Origin of the sequence: Paramicrobacterium agarici (assembly GCF_002563955.1) — a bacterium.
GTDB lineage: Bacteria > Actinomycetota > Actinomycetes > Actinomycetales > Microbacteriaceae > Paramicrobacterium > Paramicrobacterium agarici.
The window spans coordinates 376,199-395,937 of the sequence record NZ_PDJE01000001.1 but is presented as its reverse complement, the minus strand read 5'-3'; the positions used below and the strand labels follow the sequence as shown (position 1 = coordinate 395,937).

Below are 19,739 nucleotides of genomic sequence, written 5' to 3'. Positions count from 1 at the left end.
GGGGACTTTGAGAGAATGAGCGAGTGCATCTCGATTCCGGCCACCCGCTCGCGGCGGGCCTCACACACGATTCTCGACTGATCCGCGCCTACCGCGGGGACCGGCCAGACACGACGCCCGTCTGGTTCATGCGCCAGGCGGGCCGATCGCTGCCCGAATACCGCGAACTGCGCGCGGGGACGGCGATGCTCGACGCATGCCTCAATCCGCAGATGGCGAGCGAGATCACGCTGCAGCCGGTGCGCAGGCACAAGGTCGACGCCGCGGTGTTCTTCTCGGACATCGTCGTTCCTCTCAAGCTCGTTGGCGTCGACGTCGAGATCGTTCCGGGCAAGGGGCCCGTCATGCAGACGCCCGTGCGCACGAATGACGAACTCGACGCCTTGGTGTCGCTTGATCCCGCGGTGCTCGACGAGGCACTCGCGCCCGTCGCGGAGGCCGTGCGGCTCACGGTCGCGGAGCTCGAGAACGTTGCCGGCACCGCCGGACCGACCCCGCTCGTGGGTTTCGCCGGCGCGCCCTTCACACTCGCGGCCTACCTGGTCGAGGGCGGCCCGAGCAAGGACCACATGCGCGCCCGCGCCCTCATGCACAGCGACCCGCACGCCTGGTCGCGCCTCATGGCCTGGTGCGCCGACGTGACGGGACGCTTCCTGCGCGCTCAAGTGCTCGCGGGGGCGTCGGCGGCTCAGCTGTTCGACTCGTGGGCGGGCAGCCTCTCGCTCACCGATTACAGCGAGAGCGTCGCGCCAGCATCCGCTCGCACGCTCGAGTATGTGCACGACATCGAATACGCGCGCGGCGGCGAGTCGCACAGCGTACCGATCGTTCATTTCGGCGTCGGAACGGGCGAACTGCTCACCGTCATGCACGAGGTGGGCGCCGATACTGTCGGCATCGATTACAAGACGCCGCTCGACGTCGCCTCACAGCGGCTCGGCGGTGACGTGCCGTTGCAGGGGAACGTCGACCCGTCAATGCTGTTCGCGCCGTGGAACGTGCTTGAGCAGCACGTCGTCGAGGTGCTGCTCCGCGGGGAATCGGCGCCCGCTCACGTGCTGAACCTGGGGCACGGCGTGCCTCCGGATGCGGACCCCGAGGTTCTGACGCGACTCGTCGAGCTGGTGCACGGCCGATGATGGACGGTGTTCCGAGCGATCGTCGCGTCACCGTCGTCGGCGGTGGCATCGCCGGCCTCGTCGCCGCGTACGAGTGCGCGCGAATCGGCGTGAGTGTCACGCTGCTCGAAGCTGACGCGCGAGTCGGCGGCTGCATCCGCACCGAGCAGATCGCGGGCGTCGACGTCGACACGGGTGCCGAGAGCTTCGCGACCCGCGGTGGAACGGTCCGCGATCTCATCGACGAGCTGGGGCTGGCGGATGCGGTTGTCGCCCCGTCGCCCGAGGGTGCGTGGCTCGCGTTCGGCGACGATGCAGCCCCGCTGCCTAAGGCCGGGCTTCTCGGCATCCCCTCGAATCCCCTCGCCGACGACGTGAGGCGCATCATCGGGTGGTCCGGCGCCGTGCGTGCCTACGTCGATCGCATCAAGCCCGTGCTGACGATCGGCACCGAGCGCAATTTGGGTGCCCTCGTCGAGAAGCGCATGGGCCGGGCTGTGCTCGAGAACCTCGTCGCTCCCGTGACGAACGGCGTCTACTCGGCCGACCCGGCGCAGCTCGACGTCGCGCGAGCCGCGCCCGGACTCAACAACGCGCTCACCGTTGCTGGTTCGCTTTCGGGTGCCGTGGCGACCCTGCGCGACAACGCACCGGCGGGTTCTGCGGTCGGCGGATTCGCCGGCGGAATGCGCGTGCTCGTCGACGCGCTTCTTGCGACTCTTGCCAATTACGAGGTGCGCGTGCTCACCTCGACGCGGGCGACGCGACTGGAGCACCTCGGCGACGAGCAGTGGCGCGTTCACGCAGAGACGCCCTCGGAGTCCGAGGCAGACTCTGACGCAGAGGCCGAGGCGCTCGTGCTCGAGTCGGAGGCCGTTATCGTCGCGACTCCAGAGGGCGTGGCGACCGAGCTGCTTCACGACGTTGTTCCCGAGATCGCGGTGCCCGCCGCCGCAGAGGCTCCCGTCGTCGACATCGTGACTCTCGCGATTGACAATGCTGCGCTTGACGCCCGCCCGCGCGGCACCGGCGTTCTCACCGCTGCGTCAGCTGGCAGAACCGCCAAGGCGCTCACACACAGCAGCGCCAAATGGCCGTGGCTTGCCGCCGAGATCGACGTTCCCCATCGCCACATCGTGCGCGTGTCTTTCGGGCGAGCGGGGGAGCGAAGCCCTCTCGACGGCCTCGACGACGAGCAGATCGCCGAGCTTGCGCGCTCAGAGGCGACCGCCATGCTCGGCGTGAACATCGCCGCAGACGACGTTGTCGAGACGCTGCGCACGCGGTGGCAATCGACGCTTCCGCGCGCGTTCGCGGGTCAGAAGGAGCGCGCCAGCGGCGTCCGCGACGCCGTCACGGACATTCCGGGACTCGATATCACGGGGGCATGGCTGAGTGGCACGGGTCTGGCGTCAGTGATTCCGGATGCTGCGTCCGCCGCAGGGCGGGTGCGCAGACGCATCATCTCCGAGGTGCTCGACGGCGAGTGACGGCGTCCGTTTATGCCTGGCAGGGAATAGGAATTTTCGCAAGCCTTCGTGCCAGCGCTCTGAGGGCGTTACGCTGGAGACATTCGCGACGCGACGACAGGGAGGCGACATGAAGGGGAAAGTACTGTTCGTGGCCGGTCTGGCGACCGGTTATGTGCTGGGAACCCGAGCCGGACGCAAGCGTTATGAGCAGATCAAGTCTGGGTGGGAGAAGATCTGGAACACCGAACCTGTGCAGAAGCAGGTGGCCAAAGTCGAGGGTTTCGCAAAGGCTCGCGTCTCTGAGGTTCCGAAGGTGCTGGCCTCGGGTGCCAAGAAGGTCGTGACGACGCTCGCGTCGGATGCGACTCCCGGCGAGAAGCTCGATTCCACCATCTCGGCTGCGAAGACGACGGCGGACGAGCTTGACGATGTGAGCGAGCGCGGTGCGGCGTCTGGTGACGCGTCATCATCGACGAAGCGCACCAAGTAAGCGGGTTCGACGATGACTGACCGCAGCAACGAATCTCTCATTTCGCTCGTGCGCTCCCTGCCGGGGCTGATCACCGACCTCATCAAGGCCGAGATCGAGCAGGCGAAGACCAAAGCCATTCACATGGGCAAGTACGCCGGAATCGGCGCAGGGTTCTTCGTCGGTGCGCTCATCTTCATCTATTTCGCGATCGGCGTGCTTGTCGCCGTGGGGATCCTCGCACTCGCGCTCGTGCTCCCCGCGTGGCTTGCCGCGCTCATCGTGTTCGTCGTCTTTGTGCTCATCGCCGTGGTTCTGGCGCTCGTCGGTCTGTCGTTCTTCAAGAAGATCGGTCAAGATCCGAACCCCGTCGAGAGCGTGAAGCAAGACGTCGACGCGCTGAAGGGAATGGGCTCCTATGACCGCTGAGAAGCTGCCGACAACGGCCGAAGCGCGTGCCGATCTCGCGGCGACGCTCGATGCCATCGAAGACAAGCTCAACGTTCCGAAGCAGGCGAAAGCCACGTATGAGAGGCTGCGCGAGCAGAATCCCGCCGCGCTCGTCGCCGGTGCTGCAGGAGTGGCGACCGCTGTCGGGCTCGGGGTGTGGGCTGTCGTTCGCGCCGTCATCAAATAGGCTGACGCCGGTCTTTGCGCCTGGCGCTCGCCCGGTCGTCAGCCATTTTGCTCTGCGCAGGGTCGTGAGCGATCATGGAGAGCATGACTGCACCTGCCTCTCAGAAGGCATCGTCGAACCCCCACGACGCCTCCACTTCAGCGCAGGAAGACCTCCCTCTCAGCGGTTTCACTCTTTGGGCTGTCTTCCGGCGAAACCCCGACTCACCCGTGACCGTTACCGATGGTTCGGCGTCAGAACTCGATGACGCCGTCGCCACAGCGGCCGATCTCGGAGTCACCATCCGCGGCTTCTACGACGTCTCAGGGTTCAAGGCCGACGCCGACCTCATGGTCTGGCTGCACGGCGACCGCGCCGAAGACATCCAGGCGGCGCTTCGCGTGCTGCGGCGCACCGGGCTCATCGCCCCGCTCCTGCCCACGTGGAACGCCATGGCCTGCCACCGCGACGCCGAGTTCAACAAGCGGCACGTTCCCGGCTTTCTCAAGGGGCTCGCGCCCAAGGACTGGATCGTCGTCTATCCGTTCGTGCGCAGCTACGACTGGTATCTGCTGCCCGACGAGGACCGGTCGAAGATGCTGGCGGATCACGGGCGCAAGGGCGCCGCTTTCCGCGGCGCCATCGCCAACACGGTTGCGGCATTCGCGCTCGGCGACTACGAATGGGTGCTGCCGATCGAGTCAGACGAACTCACCGAGCTCGTCGACATGATGCGCGAACTGCGCTACACACAGGCACGAATGCACGTGCGTGAAGAGGTGCCTTTCTACACGGGGCGCCGCATTGAGACATCTGAGATCGCGGAGGTTCTGTCGTGAGCTACGACGCTATTCTGCTCGCCAGCTTCGGCGGCCCCGAGGGACAAGACGACGTCATTCCGTTCCTCAAGAACGTCACGCGGGGAAAGGGAATCCCCGAAGAGCGCCTCGAGGAGGTCGCCGTTCACTACCGCCACCACGGCGGGGTCTCGCCCATCAACCAGCAGAACCGCGAGCTCAAGGTCGCGCTTGAGGCCGAACTGGCCACGCGCGGGATCGACTTGCCCGTGTACTGGGGCAACCGCAACTGGGACCCGTACTTCACCGACGCCCTCCGCGAACTGCACGCCGACGGCAAGCGCGACGTGCTGGTCATCGTGACGAGCGCCTACACCTCGTACTCCGGCGTCAAGCAGTACCACGAAGACTTCGAGCGCGCCCTCGATGAGACCGGATTGCGCGACGAGGTCCGCCTCAGCCGCATCCGTGAATTCTTCGACCACCCCGGTTTCGTGGCCCCGTTCGTCGAAGGTGTGCGTTCGGTCCTTGATGATTTGGCGGATGCTGCGAACACGCACGTCATGTTCGTGACGCACTCGATCCCGACTGCCGCCGCAACAGAATCGGGGCCCGAGTACGGTGAGGGCGGGGCGTACGAGGCTCAGCATCTCGCCGTCGCTGAGGCCATCATGCGCGGCGTCGGAAGCGCCGCGCCGCACAGCCTCGTCTACCAGTCGCGGTCGGGCAACCCGGCGACGCCGTGGCTCGAGCCCGACATTAACGACGCCATCGAGCAGCTCGACGGCGTTGACGGTCTCGTCATCGTGCCGATCGGTTTCGTGAGCGACCACATGGAGGTCATCTGGGACCTCGACAACGAAGCCATGGAGACCGCGACCGCGAAGGGCATTCGTGCGATTCGGGTGCCCACGCCCGGCATCCACCCGGCGTACGTGACGGGACTCGTCGACCTGCTTCTCGAGCGCATCAACGACGTTCCCGACTCCGAGCGCCCGCACGAAACCGCGTTGGGACCGTGGCCCGACCACCCCTCGCAAGGTGCCGCGCTCACATCGGCGGTGACAAACACACGATGACGAGCCTGCTGGTCGGCACTCGCGGAAGCGCGCTGGCGACGGCTCAGGCCGGTGGCGTCGCGAGGCGTCTCGGTGCCGCGGTTGGCGTGGAGGCGGAGCTCGTGCGCGTCACCACGCACGGCGACGTGTCGCGTGCGTCGCTCTCGAGCCTCGGCGGAACGGGAGTGTTCGCCGCCGCGCTGCGGGAGGCGCTGCTCGACAACGAGTGCGATGTCGTCGTGCACTCGATGAAGGACCTTCCGACAGCATCCCACCCCGGTCTCGCCGTCGGCGCTGTTCCCGAGCGCGAAGACGCCCGCGACGCGCTGTGCGCCCGCGACGGGCTGACGCTCGCGCAGCTTCCCGAGGGCGCCCGCGTTGGCACAGGCTCCCCGCGCCGCATTGCCCAGCTCAAGCACCGTCGTCCCGATCTCGAGGTCGTGGACATCCGCGGGAACGTGGGAACCCGCCTTGGCTTTGTGGACTCCGGAGAGCTCGACGCGGTGGTGCTCGCGGCCGCAGGGCTCGCTCGACTCGAGCTCACCGAACGCGTGACCGAATACTTCGACCTCGTGGACTGGCCCACCGCTCCGGCACAGGGGGTGCTCGCCGTCGAGGTGCGCTCGGGGGATCTCGAGACGCTGGAGGCCGACGCACCGCTGCATCGTGCGCTTGAGGCAGTGCACGATATCGATGCCGACGCTGTCGCCAGCGCAGAACGCGGCGTTCTCGCCCGTCTCGAAGCCGGCTGCGCGGCTCCCGTCGGCGCGCACGCCGTCATTTCAGGCGACGACCTCGTCGTCACAGCGCGTGTGTACGCGCTTGACGGATCTGACATGCGCACGCACAGCATCACCGTCGGCATCGGCGATGTTCGACCGCGTGAGCATGCACCGGGCTCGGCCACTGCTTCTGATCGCGCCCGCGCGCTTCGCGAGCGCGCGGCACGCGCGGGAGCAGATTTGGCCGATGCTCTCCTAGCCGCTGGAGCGGCTGACATCGCACCGTTGAGGGAATCATGACTACAGCTCCGATCAAGCCACTGAAGGGTTGGCGTGTTCTGGTGCCGCGAGGCGGCCCCTGGGGAGATGATGTCGCGGCAGAGCTCCGCGAGCGAGGTGCTACCCCCGTCATCGCCCCCATGATCAACTTCGCCGCCACCTCCGAGCCCGAGACGCTCAGCACTGCGCTCGACGACCTCGCCGCCGGAGCGTTCGACTGGCTCACGGTCACGAGCGCCACGACCGTCGACGTGCTCTACAGCCAGCGCGTCAAGGTGCCGTCGACGACGAAGATCGCGGCCGTGGGCGAGACCACGGCGGCCGCTCTTCAGGCGGTCGGGTACCACGTCGATCTGCTTCCCGAGAAAGACAACTCGGCAAAGGGCATGGTGGCGCAGCTCACGGCGCTTGAATCCGAGCCGAAGAAGTTTCTCTCGTTGCGCTCCGAGATCGCCAAACCGGTGCTCTCGAAGGGCCTCATGGATGCCGGGCACGACGTCCGCTCGGTCATCGCGTACCGCACCGTTGGCGAGCCCGTCACTCCCAAGGTGCTCGAGGATGTCGCGAGCGGGCGCACGAACGCGATCCTCGTGACCTCGGGCTCCGTTGCGGAGCAGGTCGTCGAGCAGTTCAGTCCGCTGCCGCCCACGACGCTCATTGCCGCGATCGGTCCGAGAACGGCGAAGGATGCCGAGCAGGCTGGCCTCACGGTGCACATCGTGTCGCCGCGGCAGACCGTCGAAGCGCTGCTCGACAGCGTCGTGCGCGTCGTCGAGTCGGGCGGGCTCGACGAGGCCGTGCGGTCGTCGAAGCAGAGCGAAGCCATCACGTCGGCGATCCGCATCGTCGACGAGCGCAACGCCAAATAGCGGCTCGCCGCCGATCGAATGGAGAACACGTGACGCCTCCGCGCATCCGTCCTCGCCGTCTTCGCACAACTCCTGCGATGCGGCGTCTCGTCGCCGAGACCCGGCTGCATCCCGCCGATCTCGTGCTGCCGATGTTCGTGCGCGAAGATGCGTCGGAGCCGGTTCCCATCGGCTCGATGCCCGGCGTCGTCCAGCACTCCATGGAGTCCCTCGCGCGCGCGGCTGACGAGGCTGCGCACGCCGGCATCGGCGGGGTCATGCTCTTCGGCATCCCGAGCGTGCGCGACGCGACAGGATCGCAGGCGACTGACCCCGACGGCATCCTGAACCGCGCCACCGAGCGACTGCAGCGTGAGGTGGGCGACGCCCTCGTCGTGCAGACCGACCTGTGCCTCGACGAGTTCACCGACCACGGGCACTGCGGCGTTCTCGACGCCGCCGGGCACGTCGACAACGACACGACGCTCGAGCGATACGCCGACATGGCGGTCGCCCAGGCGAACGCCGGGTCGAGCATTCTCGGCCTCAGCGGCATGATGGACGGCCAAGTCGCCGTCGTGCGCGATGCCCTCGATACCGCAGGCCACACCGACACGGCAGTGCTTGCCTACGCCGCCAAGTACTCGTCTGCGTTCTACGGGCCCTTCCGCGAAGCCGTCGACTCGCAGCTGCAGGGCGATCGCCGCACCTACCAGCAAGACCCCGCCAACCGCCGCGAGGGCCTGCGCGAGGCCACGCTCGACCTCGCCGAGGGCGCGGACATCGTCATGGTGAAGCCCGCCATGAGCTACCTCGACGTGCTCAGCGACGTTGCCGAGATCAGCGACGTCCCCGTGTGGGCCTACCAGATCTCTGGGGAGTACGCCATGATCGAAGCCGCGGCGTCGCAGGGATGGATCGATCGTCGCGCCAGCATCCTCGAGTCTGTTCTCGGCATTCGCCGCGCAGGCGCCGACACCGTACTCACCTACTGGGCAACAGAGATCGCAGGGTGGATCAAGTGAACAACGAGCTCTTCGAGCGGGCAAAGCGGGCGATTCCCGGCGGCGTGAACTCGCCGGTTCGCGCGTACGGATCCGTCGGCGGAACTCCCCGCTTTCTCGTGCGCGCCGAGGGGCCGTACGTCTACGACGCCGAGGGCAGCGAGTTCGTCGATCTCGTCGCCTCGTGGGGGCCGGCGATTCTGGGCCACGCCCACCCAGCGGTCGTGAAGGCGGTGCAGGATGCCGCGGCGCTCGGCCTCTCGTTCGGCGCCTCGACTCCGAGCGAGACCGAGCTTGCCGAGCTCGTCGAATCACGCGTGGCCGGCGCAGGGGCGAACGGAGAAACGGTTCACCCGATCGAGCAGCTCCGTCTCGTGTCGACCGGAACCGAAGCCACGATGAGCGCGATTCGCCTTGCGCGGGGCTACACGGGCCGCGATCTTCTCATCAAGTTCGCCGGGCACTATCACGGCCATTCCGACGGCCTGCTGGCTGCCGCCGGGTCCGGAGTTGCGACCATGGCGCTGCCCGGCTCGGCCGGCGTTCCCGCGCCGATCGCTGCGCAGACGCTCGTGCTGCCGTACAACGACATCGACGCCGTGCGCGCAGCGGTCGCTGAGCACGGTGATCGCATCGCCGCGATCATTGTCGAGGCAGCATCCGCCAACATGGGTGTGCTTGCGCCGAAGCCCGGCTTCAACGCCGCGCTCGCCGACATCGCTCACGAAAATGGATCGCTGCTCATTCTCGACGAAGTGCTGACCGGATTCCGCGTGACAGCGGCAGGCTACTGGGGGCTGAGCACGGGCGAAGGGCCGGCGTACCAGCCAGACCTGTTCACGTTCGGCAAGGTCATTGGGGGAGGGATGCCGGTTGCCGCGCTCGGCGGCCGCGCCGACGTCATGGAGCATCTCGCGCCGACGGGTCCCGTGTATCAGGCGGGAACGCTCTCAGGGAATCCCGTCGCGATGGCCGCCGGAATCGCCACGCTCGAGCACGCGACGCCCGAGGTCTACGCGCACCTCGACAGCACAGCAGACACGCTCGCGCAGGCCGTCTCCGAGGCACTTGCGCGGGAGGGCGTCGCCCACCAGGTGCAGCGTGCGGGCAACCTGTTCAGCTTTGCGTTCACCGAGACGCCTCCCGTCGACTACGCCGACATGCAGGCGCAGCAGACGTGGCGCTACCCGCCGTTCTTCCACGCGATGCTCGACGCGGGCGTCGCACTGCCTCCGAGCGTGTTCGAGGCATGGTTCGTCACTGCCGCGCACGACGAGCGCGCAGTGAGCCGCATCATTGACGCGCTTCCCACGGCTGCGCGTGCCGCAGCATCCGCTTCGGCCCCATGATCGCCGGCACGATCGTCGCGCTCGGCGGCGGAGGATTCTCGGTGGCGCCCGACAGGCCGTCGCTGATCGACGATTACATTCTCGGACTGACGGATGCTGCCACGCCACGCGTCTGCTTTGTGCCGACCGCGAGCGGAGACGCCGACAGCTACGGCCGGCGCTTTGAAGACGCGTTCGACGGCCGCGCTGAAACGCGTGTGCTGTCGCTCTTCGGTCAGGACCCGTGGGGGTACACCGACCCGCGCGTTCTTCTCGACCAGGACGTGATCTATGTCGGCGGCGGATCGACGGCGAACCTGCTCGCCGTGTGGCGACTGCACGGTCTCCCCGAAATTCTGCGCGAGGCCGCCGCGAACGGCACGGTGCTGGCGGGAATCAGCGCGGGAATGAACTGCTGGTTCGAGGCGTCGTCAACCGACTCGTACGGACCGCTCGCGCCGCTTCGCGACGGGCTGGGGTTCGTCGCAGGCAGCGCATGCCCGCACTACCTCGGCGAAGAGGGACGTCGCGAGAAGTACCAGCGCTGGGTGGCGGCAGGCGAGCTGACTGACGGAATCGCGGTTGACGATCACGCCGCAGTCATGCTGCGCGATGGTGTCGTGGTCGAGGCGGTCGCCGAGCGACCAGACCGCCCCGTGTACCGCGTGCGCCGCGTTGGCGACGGCGCTGTCGAGGAGCCCCTCTCGGTTCGGGAGCTCTGAGCGCGGCTCCTGATCGCCTGTGACCAAACTGGGTGTTACCTCTTTGTGAGGTTTCACCATCCCGCTACCGGAATATACGCGGCAGACTAGATGCATGGCGTCAATTCTGCTGCACTCCGATCGACTTGAGATCAAGCTGACCGCGGCAGAGAAGATGCTTGCTCACCGCAAGGACTCCCTCGTGATTCCGCGCGACAGCATTCGCTCTGTCGCCCTCACCGACGACCCGTGGATCTGGGTGCGCGGGGTTCGCGCGCCGGGCACCGCGGTTCCGCTCACGCTCGCGGTCGGCCAGTGGAAGTTTCACGGAGGCAAGGACTTTCTCGTTCTCAAGGGAGCCCGACCGGCCGTCGTAATCGACCTCGTCGACGAGGAGTTCCGGCGCGTGCTCGTGTCGACGCGCAAGGGCGTCGAGCTGATCGCTGCGCTGCGCCTCGAAGAGCGCAAGCCCCACAAGGTGCGCATTCACCACGCGAAACCGCGAACGAAGGCCGTCGCGAGCGTTGCCGAGAAGGATGCCGAGGCAGGCGGAGACGCGAAGAAGCAGGCGACGCCCAAGAAGAAGCGGTCGGTGCCGAAGTCCGACGCCCCGAAGTCTGGCGGGCAGAAGTCTGGCGGGCAGAAGTCCAGTGGAAAGAAGCCCTCTGGGCAGAAGCCCAGCGCGCAGAAGCCTGATCCTCAGAAATCTCGACCGAAGAAGTCGGGGCCCAAGAAGTCTGGCCCGACGACGTCTGACAGCTGACGGCCGCTGAGCGTTACTGAGTCACGTCGATGACGGCGCGTCCCCGAACGGAACCCGCGAGCACCTGGTCGGCAACGGAGCGCGCGTCGGCAAGCGCGTAGACCTCTGTCATCTCGTCGAGCAGGTCGATGTCGAGATTCTGCGCGAGGCGGGTCCACGCCTCCTCGCGCAGCTCGTGCGGAGCATCCACGGAATTCACCCCGGCGAGCGTGACACCGCGCAAGATGAACGGAACGACGGTCGCCGGGAGATCGGCGCCCTGGGCGAGACCGCATGCTGTGACGATGCCGCCGTACTGCGTCTGCGCGAGTGCATTGGCGAGCGTCGTGCTGCCGACAGCATCCGCCACCGCCGTCCACCGCTGCTTCTGCAGCGGTTTTCCCGCTTCGTCGCTCAGCTCATGCCGATCCACGATGTCTGTCGCGCCGAGGTGCCGCAGGTAATCGCCCTCGCTCTCGCCTCGGCCCGTCGAGGCGACGACCTCGTAGCCGAGGTGCGCGAGAAGGGCGATCGTGACGGAGCCGACGCCGCCCGCGGCACCCGTGACGAGAATCGGACCATCGCCCGGTTCGACGCCATGCTTCTCGATGGCGAGCACGGCGAGCATTGCCGTGAACCCCGCCGTTCCAATGGCGGCGGCTTGCGTCGGGGTGAAGCGCTGCGGAACACGAACGAGCTGTTCCCCGTCAACGCGCGCCACCTCCGCGAGGCCTCCGTGTCGGCTCTCACCGAGCCCGGCGCCGTTGAGCAGAACGTGCTCTCCCGGCGTCCACAGTCCGGAGTCCGACGAGCGCACGGTTCCCACGACGTCGATGCCCGGAATGAGCGGCCACTCGCGAACGATTCCGGCGCCGCCGGTCAGGGCGAGAGCATCCTTGTAGTTGACGCTTGATGCCGCCAGGTCGACCCATGTGTCGCCTGAGCGCAGAGCGGCGGGTCCGAGATCGGTCAAGCTCGCGGTCTGCTGCGTTGTGCCCTCGGCATCCTCGTTCTTCTCGATCCACCATGCGCGAAACGTCATGCGGCCAGCCTATGCCTGCACCGCCGGTCGCCGAAAGCACTCGACTGTGCCTCAGTCGAACATGTCACCCATGTCATCGAGGAGACCACCGACGACCATGCCACCGAGAATGCCCGTGAGCATGTCGCCGCCGCCGAGGCCACCGCGTCCATACCCACCACGCCCGTAGCCACCGCGCCCATACATGCCGCGCTGCGGGCCGTAGCCGGGCATGCCGTACATTCCACCCTGCTGGATGTCGTTGTGGGCGATGCGCGCGGCCTCCGAGGCAAGATCTGCCGCACGACGCGCGTTCGCGACGGCGGTGCCGGTGTCGGACTCCGTGCGCGCGCCGTCGAGCATCCGGCGGGCTTCTGCGAGACGCGTGCGAGCGTCGGGGCCGACGGGCGCCTGGTAGTTGTCGACGATGTTCGTGGCCGCAGCGATCTGCCTCTCGGCGTCGTCGATCGCGTGCGGCAGCTGGCTGCGCATGCGCTCTTCGTCGTTGCGCTTCTGCGTGATGCGGTCCATGATCGCGTCGAGCGCTGAGTTAGCGTCGCGCAGTCGAGAGAGCGTCTCGAAGGGATCGCGCTTGCCCGTCTGCTGCGCGACGGCGTCGGTCTCGTGACGCAGACGCTCGATCGCGGGCCCCAGATCGGCGGGACGCTCCGCGACCTCGCGTGCCGCGATGATGTCGCTGCGCGAGTCCTCGATCACCGCGGCCAACGTCGATTCGGCCGACAGCGCCTCCATCTCGAAGTCGCTCACCGCACGCAGGAGTCCATCGGCGCGAGAGACGCTCTCGCGCGCCACCGTCAGCGCTTTGCTCGCGGGAATCGCGAGGCGCTCGGAGTGCTTCTCTTCGGCGATCTGCAGGCTGCGCTCGCTGAACTCGATGAGGCGCTCCGCCTGCTCGACGTTGGGCGCGACAGATCGCAGTGCAGACTCGGCATAGCGGTCGGATGCTGCGGCGAGGGCGCGCCGCGCCGGCTCGACGCGCTCGCGCACCGTCGTAATGTCGCCGCGCGCCGACGCGACAGCATCCGGAAGCCCGCGCATGGACTCACGGAGCTTCGAGACGGCCGCCGTCTGCTCACCGAGCGTTGTCTCGATGTTCGAGCAGTGTCTGACGATGCCCTGCGACATGCTTCGCCGCTCGTCTGGGGTGTCGGGCTTCTCGTCGTGCAGCAGCTGGTTGAGGCGGAACGCCTCGGTCAGGGAGCCGCGGGCGTCGGCGAGCGCACTGCGGAACTGCGAGATGACCTGCTCACCGAACTCGACAGTGATGAACCCGAGCTCGTCGTCGGCGAGGAGAATGCGCTCGTCGGCACGCACGAGCGCCTGACCCGCCTCGACCTCGAGCGCATCGATCTGCGCGCTTGCCTGCTGCCGCTCCGTGACGGCGCGCTTTCTGCGTCGCGCCCCGAGAACGAAGTAGGTGACGGCGCCGCCCACGAGCAGCACTGCGAGGATAACGACGATTTCCATAGCTCAATCCTACGTTTGGTGCACAGGCGGCAACTGGGAGCCGCTGTGCGACTCACAGCATCCGTCTATCGCGATCACGTGACGTCGCGGCGCCACGTGATGAGCCACCCGAGAACCGTCACGACGAGCGCGATGGCGAGAAGAACGAGGCCTCCGGCCCACCACTCGAGCTGCGTGTCGCTTGTGCCCATCATGCCGTAGAAGCTCGCCCCGACGAGGGCATCGCTCGCAGCGCCGGGCAGCCACTTCGTGACCTGGCCGATCCAGTCGGCGAGGGCGCCGATCGAGCGAAGAATGGGTTCGACGAACTGCGTGAAGGCGAGAACGATCACGATCGTCGCCACCTGGTTGGGGATCACCGAGCCGAGACCCACGCCGAGCATCGTCCAGATGGCCATCGCGAGAACCGATCGGCCGATCAGCGCCCACGTGTCTGAGGAGTCGAGGGCGGTGTCGATGCCGAACGCGGCAAGGGCAGCGGAGCCAGCGCCGACGGCGCACGCGAGGGCGACGACGCCGTAGCCGCCGCCGACGACGAACAGGGCGATCATTTTCGCCGACAGAACGACTCCGCGTTTGGGAGTGGCGAGAAATGTCGGCGTGAGCGTCTGATGCCGGAACTCACCCGTTGTGGCCAGAGCGCCGAGCAGTAGCGGAAAGACGTAGCCGATGCTCGTCGCCGTGCTGTAGATCGTGACCGCGAGACCGTCGGTCGGCATCTGCTCTGCGCCGGCGGATGCTCCGAGGAGGCCCTCGGATGTCGCGCCGAACACGAGGCCGAGCCCTCCCGAGAGCAAGGCGATGTAGGCCGCGAGAATGATGAGCAGAATCCACCAGATGCGCGTCGTGAACACCTTGGCGAACTCCGCCCGCGTGGCAGCGATGAGCGTACTCATGCGACATCACCTCCGCCGACGATCGACAGGAATCTCTCTTCGAGTCCCGATGACTTGCGCTGCAGCACGTGCAGCTCAACGCCCGAGACAAAGGCGGCGTGCCCGACAGCGCCGGGTTCGACGTCGCGCACGATGAATCCGGTGCGGCTCACGTCGAACGCGAAGCCGGCCGACTCGAGAGCCGCCTGAAGCGCCGCGCGATCGGGCGAGTCCACGTGCACGCGCAGCTGGTCGCCCGTGTCGAGGTCAGCGAGAGTTCCCTCGTGAACGATCTCTCCCTTCGAGATGATCACGACATCGTCGACGGTCTGCTGCACCTCGCTCAGAAGGTGCGACGAGATCAGTACGGTGCGTCCCTCTGCCGCGAGTCCCCTGAGCAGCTCGCGAATCCACTTGATGCCCTCGGGGTCGAGGCCATTCACGGGCTCGTCGAGAACCAGCACGCGGGGGTCTCCGAGCATCGCGTATGCGAGGCCGAGGCGCTGGCGCATGCCCAGCGAGTAACCGCCGACGCGCTTGTCGACGAACGGGTCGAGGCCGACGAGCGTGAGCACCTCGCGTGCGCGGGCGAGGGGCAGACCGGCGGCCCGCGCGTAGATCTCGAGGTGGTGGCGCGCAGAACGTCCCGGATGGAAGCTCGCCGCCTCGAGAGCGGCGCCGACGGTCGTGAGCGGTGTTGGCAGGTCGCGGTAGCGGGTTCCGCCGAACGTCGCGGAACCGCTCGTCGGGTTCACGAGCCCCAGGAGCGTGCGCAGGCTCGTCGTTTTTCCGGCGCCGTTCGGCCCGAGAAACCCGGTGACGCGCCCCGGCTTGACCGAGAATGAAATGTCGTTGACAGCGGCAAAGCCGCCGAAGGTCTTGGTGAGGCTGCTGAACTCGATCGTCACTCCGGGATCGCCCACGCCTTCTCCTTTCGCTGTGCTTCTCTCAGTGTGACGGAGCAGGCCGCGCCGCGCATCCCTCTGACGGCGGAGATTTCCGGGCGCTCTCGCTGGCGAGCAGCATCCGGACTCGCTGACCTGTCTCTGTGAAGGCCTTGCTGTTGCGTGTGCCGCGCCGTACGGTCGAATCACACGAGAGGAGTGGACTATGAGCGACCCGGACTTCACACCAAACTTCGGCGATGATCCTTCGCTCTCGGATGCTGAGGCGAACGAGGCCGACGTCATCGAGCAGAGTCGCGACGACCTCAGCCAGACGCCCGAAGACGTCGACGAGAGAGTCACACCCCACGGGTACGGTGACGATGCCGAGACCGAGCTCGACGACGCCAATGACTATGAGTCAGCGAGCGACTACGACGAAGGAATTCCCGCGAGCGACTACGACGAGTGACGCGAGTCTTCGCCCTGATGCACGACGCAGAGGGGACCGGATGCTGCGTGCGCATCGCACACGACAAGCTGCGTTCTGCACGAGGGCTCTGTGCAGTTCTGCATGTGGCTCGTCGTCGCCCCGCAGACGGCGCACGCGCCGATGACGGCAGCGTTCTCTGAGAACTCGAGCTTCATGCGCTTGTCGAAGACGTAGAGCGAGCCCTCCCAGAGACCGTCGTCGCCGAACTGCTCTCCGTAGCGCACGATTCCGCCGTCGATCTGGTAGACCTCGCTGAACCCTCGATTGCGCATGAGACTCGAGAGCACTTCACAGCGGATGCCGCCCGTGCAGTACGTGACGACGGGCTTGTCTTTGAGGTGGTCGTATGCACCGGAGTCGAGCACGTCGACGAAGTCGCGCGTCGTATCGACGTCGGGCACCACGGCGTTCTTGAAATGCCCGATCTCGGCTTCGAAGGCGTTGCGGCCGTCGAAGAACACGACGTCGTCGCCGCGATCGGCAACGAGCTCGTTCACCTGCTGCGGGCTCAAGTGCGTGCCGCCGCCGACGACGCCCGTGGCATCGACCTTCAGCTCACCCGGTGCGCCGAATGAGACGATTTCGTCGCGCACTTTGACACTGAGTTTGGGAAAGTCGAGACTCGCCCCGCCCTCATCGAGCGCCGTGCCCTCGGACCACTTGACGTCCATGTTCTTGAAAGCGGCATACTCGCGCGTCTTGCGCAGGTAGCGCTTGACACTGTTCAGCTCGCCGCCGACCGTACCGTTGATGCCGTCTTTCGAGATGAGGATGCGGCCGCGCAGGTTCAGCGACTCGCAGAGATCGCGCTGCCACAGGCGAATCGCATCGGGGTCGCTCAGCGGTGTGAAGACGTAGTAGAGCAGGATCTTCGGAATGGCCACCGCTTGATTTTACGTGCCCGATCACGAGCGGATGCTGTCACAGCATCCGCTCTTCTGGTGACTGTCAGATGCCGACGGTCACGAGCCAGACGGCCGCTGCGCCGCACGTGAGGGCGATCACCCCCGTGAGTGTCGCGAGGATGACCAGGGGCTTTGAGGCCTTCGTGTTTTCGTTCACGGTACAAGTTCATCGTGTTGCCGTTCGCGGCACATCACGCCAAAGGATGATTCACCTCGCCCGTGGGTATGAGAGCGGCCGCTGTCACCAGGGCGAATCGGGCAACTGCTTGACATCTGCCACACGTCGATAGGCTGGGAGGATCAGACAGAACGGAGCGGTTCATGTTCGATTACGATCCCTATGCCCAGCTCGATGCAGTGCCCGAGTTCACCGTCGAAAGCGACGATCTCGACCCGGATCTGCCGCTGAAGCCACCGCAGTATGCGGCAGACGCGGGCGGTGCAGACACGTCTCCGCATCTCGCATGGTCGGGGTTTCCGCCCGAGACCAAGAGCTTCGCGGTCACCGCATACGACCCGGATGCTCCGACGGGCTCGGGGTTCTGGCACTGGGCTGTGTTCAACATTCCGGCCGATGTGACGTCGCTGCCGACGGGCGCAGGAGCGCCTGACTCGGGGATGCTGCCCGACGGCGCCGTCACGCTGCCCAACGAGCTGCGCGAGCCGTCGTTCACGGGGGCTGCTCCGCCCGAGGGAACGGGAGTGCACCGCTACTACTTCGTTGTGCACGCCGTTGACGTGCCGTCGCTCGACATCGACGCGCAGTCGACCCCTGCGGTGCTCGGCTTCAACCTGCACTTTCACACGCTTGCTCGGGCGATCTTGAAGGGCGTGGGGGAGTTCGGCGGCGCCGCCTGAGGCGCGAGGCCGACGCGGCGGCCTGTCAGGTGTGGTGTCGCGGATAAGGTGTGCTGCGCGGTGACACTTTGTCCGCAAGGGCGCACTTCTCGTGGGCGCGTTATGCCGTTTGCGGCGTCGCTCCCGCAGCATCCGTGCCGTCTGCCGGCTTGTCCGCACCCATCAGCTTGCGCAGAATGACGCGCTCGCCGAGCGTCCACGACACTGTGACGAGCAGGTAGAGCGCCGCGGCGAGCGGAACGAACGTCGCGACGATCGCCGTCATGAACGGCATGAAGCTGAGCACCTTGGTGATCTTGGTCATGTCGGGCATTTGCGGCATGCCGGGCGCCGGTTCAGGGCGCTCGGTCTGCGGCGGCATCGGCGGCATGAGGATCTTGCGAGACGCCTGCGCGACAACCGCGATGATCACGACGATGATCGCGTACATGATCGCCGACGTCACCGTGACGGTGCCCGACTGAATCTGCAGCACGAGGCTGTCGCCGAGCTCGGTGCCGAAGAACGAGTGGGTCAGCAGGTCGTTCGGTTCGCCGTTGATGGTCGGCACGAGAAACAGCCCGTACACCGCCATGAGCACGGGCATCTGCGCGAGCATCGGCAGGCAGCCCGCCATGGGCGAGACCTTCTCTTTCTGGTACAGCTCCATGGTCTTGCGCTGCAGCACTTCGGGCTTCTTCTTGTACTTCTTCTGCAGGGCCTGCAGCTGCGGCGCGAGGCGCTGCCTGTCGATCTGCGCTTTGACCTGCGATCGTCCGACGGGAATGAGGCACGCGCGCACGATGATCGTGAGCAGCATGACGGCGAGGGCGGCGCTCGCCCCGCCGACGACGGGTTCGATGAGGTCGCTCAAGAAGGTGAGCACGGTATGGGCGATGTTGATGAGCCACGCGATGGGCGCGAATTCGTAGATGTTCATGGGTCACTTTCGACGACGCGGAGGGGGAGCCGTATGACCATCGGATGCTGACGCTGCAGGCCTCGCCATGCGCAGAACCGCGGACCGCACTGGCCGGATGATGCGATGACGAACCTGGCTGCCGCACGGAGCGCCGGCGGTGCCGAACCTGCTCACTCTGGGCCGGGGCACCTCGAGAAGTGTGCCGTGCGGCAGAGCGTCGATGCGCTGCGGCTGCGTCAGGCGACGGTCGCAGTGACCAGTCCCGGTGCTCGGGGCCGTGGCTTTCCCGCAGCATCCGGTGCGCTCTGAGAGAGCATGCGCGACGTATCGCGCGGGGGAAGGATGCGGCCGACGAACGGCTCGCCCGCCGTGACGGCGATAGCGAACCTCGAGTGCGCCGTGACCACGACCGCGGTGCCGGCCAGGCCGATCGCGGCGACGAGCGCAAACTCCCACAGCGTGTGGTTGGCCGCAGAGAGCTCAAAGGCAGCGGTGATGAACCGCGTGATGAACTCGATGTATTGCAGCACTGTGACCTCGTGACCTCGGGTGGGAACGCCGTCAGAGTACCACTCGCGCGTGGGTGTCGTCTGGCAAGCTGGGCGTCGTGGATGAGACCTCTGAGCCGACGACACAGGACGCAGGGCCCAGCATCCGGACAGGCGCTGGCGGCTTCTGCACGGTGCGCGGAACGTTCTATCGTGCGGTCGACCCTGCACACAAGGGTGCTGCCCTCGCGGGTTCACGCAACCCGGGGCGCTACTCGCGCACCGGGGAGTCGACCTTGTACCTCAGTGCCTCACACGAAGGCGTTGCTGCGGCGATGATCGCACACGTCGACCACCGGGCGCCGAAGCTCGAGGTGATGGCCTTTGACGTCAAGGTAGACTCAATCGCCGATCTGCGCGACGCTGCCGCAGCGGCTCTCTTCGGCGTTGATCCTGAGGAGGCGGCAGCGCCGTGGCAGGAGGCCGTCGCAGAGGGGCGCACTCCGCCGTCCTGGCGCGTGCGCGACGCCCTCGTCGCTGCCGGGGCTCGCGGCCTCATCGACCCGTCGCGGCAAAGACCGGGGCTGTGGCATCTCACTCTCTTCGACTGGAGCGACGCGACGGTGCGTGCGCTTCAGGCGGAAAATTCATGAGGTGCGGCGCGCCCCGGCA

23 protein-coding genes are annotated in these 19,739 nt (G+C 66.8%); 16 read left to right on the top strand and 7 right to left on the bottom strand.

What is annotated here, in order from left to right; all coding sequences use genetic code 11:
* The first annotated feature begins 23 nt into the window (after positions 1 to 23).
* From hemE to ATJ78_RS15990, 13 genes are all read left to right on the top strand, one after another.
* Positions 24 to 1,139 carry a uroporphyrinogen decarboxylase gene (gene hemE / locus ATJ78_RS01970; RefSeq protein ID WP_098406065.1) on the top strand — a complete coding sequence of 372 codons (1,116 nt, stop codon included), beginning with the start codon at positions 24 to 26 and terminating at the stop codon, positions 1,137 to 1,139.
* On the top strand, positions 1,136 to 2,608 hold the full coding sequence (hemG, locus tag ATJ78_RS01965) for a protoporphyrinogen oxidase (RefSeq protein ID WP_098406064.1): 1,473 nt from the start codon (positions 1,136 to 1,138) through the stop codon (positions 2,606 to 2,608). Before hemE ends, hemG begins: the two co-directional genes overlap by 4 nt.
* 109 nt (positions 2,609 to 2,717) lie before the next feature.
* A complete protein-coding gene (locus ATJ78_RS01960) occupies positions 2,718 to 3,080 on the top strand; it encodes a hypothetical protein (protein ID WP_098406063.1) in 363 nt (120 codons plus the stop codon).
* Between the two features lie 12 nt (positions 3,081 to 3,092).
* Positions 3,093 to 3,488 (top strand): phage holin family protein, encoded by a 396-nt coding sequence (locus tag ATJ78_RS01955; RefSeq protein ID WP_098406062.1) that lies wholly within the window; start codon positions 3,093 to 3,095, stop codon positions 3,486 to 3,488.
* Complete coding sequence (locus tag ATJ78_RS01950; protein ID WP_098406061.1) at positions 3,478 to 3,696, top strand: DUF3618 domain-containing protein; 219 nt, start codon at positions 3,478 to 3,480, stop codon at positions 3,694 to 3,696. The genes ATJ78_RS01955 and ATJ78_RS01950 overlap by 11 nt, the downstream gene beginning before the upstream one ends.
* An 83-nt stretch (positions 3,697 to 3,779) precedes the next feature.
* Entirely contained in the window at positions 3,780 to 4,514 is a 735-nt protein-coding gene (gene hemQ, locus ATJ78_RS01945; protein WP_098406060.1) for a hydrogen peroxide-dependent heme synthase, read from the top strand.
* Positions 4,511 to 5,551 carry a ferrochelatase gene (locus tag ATJ78_RS01940; protein ID WP_098406059.1) on the top strand — a complete coding sequence of 347 codons (1,041 nt, stop codon included), beginning with the start codon at positions 4,511 to 4,513 and terminating at the stop codon, positions 5,549 to 5,551. The genes hemQ and ATJ78_RS01940 overlap by 4 nt, the downstream gene beginning before the upstream one ends.
* Complete coding sequence (gene hemC / locus ATJ78_RS01935) at positions 5,548 to 6,552, top strand: hydroxymethylbilane synthase (RefSeq protein WP_098406058.1); 1,005 nt, start codon at positions 5,548 to 5,550, stop codon at positions 6,550 to 6,552. The genes ATJ78_RS01940 and hemC overlap by 4 nt, the downstream gene beginning before the upstream one ends.
* Complete coding sequence (locus ATJ78_RS01930; RefSeq protein WP_098406057.1) at positions 6,549 to 7,400, top strand: uroporphyrinogen-III synthase; 852 nt, start codon at positions 6,549 to 6,551, stop codon at positions 7,398 to 7,400. The genes hemC and ATJ78_RS01930 overlap by 4 nt, the downstream gene beginning before the upstream one ends.
* Before the next feature lie 29 nt (positions 7,401 to 7,429).
* A complete protein-coding gene (gene hemB, locus ATJ78_RS01925) occupies positions 7,430 to 8,404 on the top strand; it encodes a porphobilinogen synthase (RefSeq protein WP_098406056.1) in 975 nt (324 codons plus the stop codon).
* The gene (gene hemL / locus ATJ78_RS01920) at positions 8,392 to 9,732 is read left to right on the top strand and encodes a glutamate-1-semialdehyde 2,1-aminomutase (RefSeq protein WP_245836167.1); all 1,341 of its coding nucleotides are present in this window, start codon (positions 8,392 to 8,394) and stop codon (positions 9,730 to 9,732) included. Before hemB ends, hemL begins: the two co-directional genes overlap by 13 nt.
* The gene (locus tag ATJ78_RS01915; protein WP_098406054.1) at positions 9,729 to 10,433 is read left to right on the top strand and encodes a Type 1 glutamine amidotransferase-like domain-containing protein; all 705 of its coding nucleotides are present in this window, start codon (positions 9,729 to 9,731) and stop codon (positions 10,431 to 10,433) included. Before hemL ends, ATJ78_RS01915 begins: the two co-directional genes overlap by 4 nt.
* A gap of 94 nt (positions 10,434 to 10,527) precedes the next feature.
* A complete protein-coding gene (locus ATJ78_RS15990) occupies positions 10,528 to 11,175 on the top strand; it encodes a hypothetical protein (protein ID WP_211288408.1) in 648 nt (215 codons plus the stop codon).
* A 13-nt stretch (positions 11,176 to 11,188) separates the two neighbouring features.
* Here the strand turns inward: ATJ78_RS15990 and ATJ78_RS01905 are convergent, their stop codons facing one another.
* From ATJ78_RS01905 to ATJ78_RS01890, 4 genes are all read right to left on the bottom strand, one after another.
* A complete protein-coding gene (locus tag ATJ78_RS01905) occupies positions 11,189 to 12,196 on the bottom strand; it encodes an MDR family oxidoreductase (protein ID WP_098406053.1) in 1,008 nt (335 codons plus the stop codon).
* A gap of 51 nt (positions 12,197 to 12,247) precedes the next feature.
* The gene (locus ATJ78_RS01900) at positions 12,248 to 13,663 is read right to left on the bottom strand and encodes a hypothetical protein (RefSeq protein ID WP_098406052.1); all 1,416 of its coding nucleotides are present in this window, start codon (positions 13,661 to 13,663) and stop codon (positions 12,248 to 12,250) included.
* Between the two features lie 74 nt (positions 13,664 to 13,737).
* A complete protein-coding gene (locus tag ATJ78_RS01895; protein ID WP_098406051.1) occupies positions 13,738 to 14,559 on the bottom strand; it encodes an ABC transporter permease in 822 nt (273 codons plus the stop codon).
* A complete protein-coding gene (locus ATJ78_RS01890) occupies positions 14,556 to 15,461 on the bottom strand; it encodes an ABC transporter ATP-binding protein (protein ID WP_245836166.1) in 906 nt (301 codons plus the stop codon). Before ATJ78_RS01890 ends, ATJ78_RS01895 begins: the two co-directional genes overlap by 4 nt.
* A gap of 187 nt (positions 15,462 to 15,648) precedes the next feature.
* On the opposite strand from ATJ78_RS01890, the gene ATJ78_RS15745 reads away from it, so the two are divergent.
* Positions 15,649 to 15,894, top strand: a complete 246-nt coding sequence (locus ATJ78_RS15745) for a hypothetical protein (protein WP_141897710.1) — start codon at positions 15,649 to 15,651, stop codon at positions 15,892 to 15,894.
* Here the strand turns inward: ATJ78_RS15745 and trhO are convergent.
* Complete coding sequence (gene trhO, locus ATJ78_RS01885) at positions 15,882 to 16,799, bottom strand: oxygen-dependent tRNA uridine(34) hydroxylase TrhO (RefSeq protein ID WP_098406050.1); 918 nt, start codon at positions 16,797 to 16,799, stop codon at positions 15,882 to 15,884. The two genes, ATJ78_RS15745 and trhO, sit on opposite strands and share 13 nt — an antisense overlap.
* A 342-nt stretch (positions 16,800 to 17,141) precedes the next feature.
* Between trhO and ATJ78_RS01880 the strand changes: the two genes are divergently transcribed.
* Entirely contained in the window at positions 17,142 to 17,678 is a 537-nt protein-coding gene (locus tag ATJ78_RS01880; RefSeq protein ID WP_098406049.1) for a YbhB/YbcL family Raf kinase inhibitor-like protein, read from the top strand.
* 100 nt (positions 17,679 to 17,778) lie between these two features.
* Here ATJ78_RS01880 and ATJ78_RS01875 read toward each other — a convergent pair whose 3' ends face one another.
* Entirely contained in the window at positions 17,779 to 18,597 is an 819-nt protein-coding gene (locus tag ATJ78_RS01875; protein WP_098406048.1) for a YidC/Oxa1 family membrane protein insertase, read from the bottom strand.
* Between the two features lie 218 nt (positions 18,598 to 18,815).
* A complete protein-coding gene (locus tag ATJ78_RS01870) occupies positions 18,816 to 19,109 on the bottom strand; it encodes a DUF6412 domain-containing protein (protein WP_098406047.1) in 294 nt (97 codons plus the stop codon).
* A gap of 77 nt (positions 19,110 to 19,186) precedes the next feature.
* Here ATJ78_RS01870 and ATJ78_RS01865 point away from each other — a divergent pair, with 77 nt between their 5' ends.
* A complete protein-coding gene (locus tag ATJ78_RS01865) occupies positions 19,187 to 19,720 on the top strand; it encodes an RES family NAD+ phosphorylase (RefSeq protein WP_245836165.1) in 534 nt (177 codons plus the stop codon).
* Positions 19,721 to 19,739 lie beyond the last annotated feature (19 nt).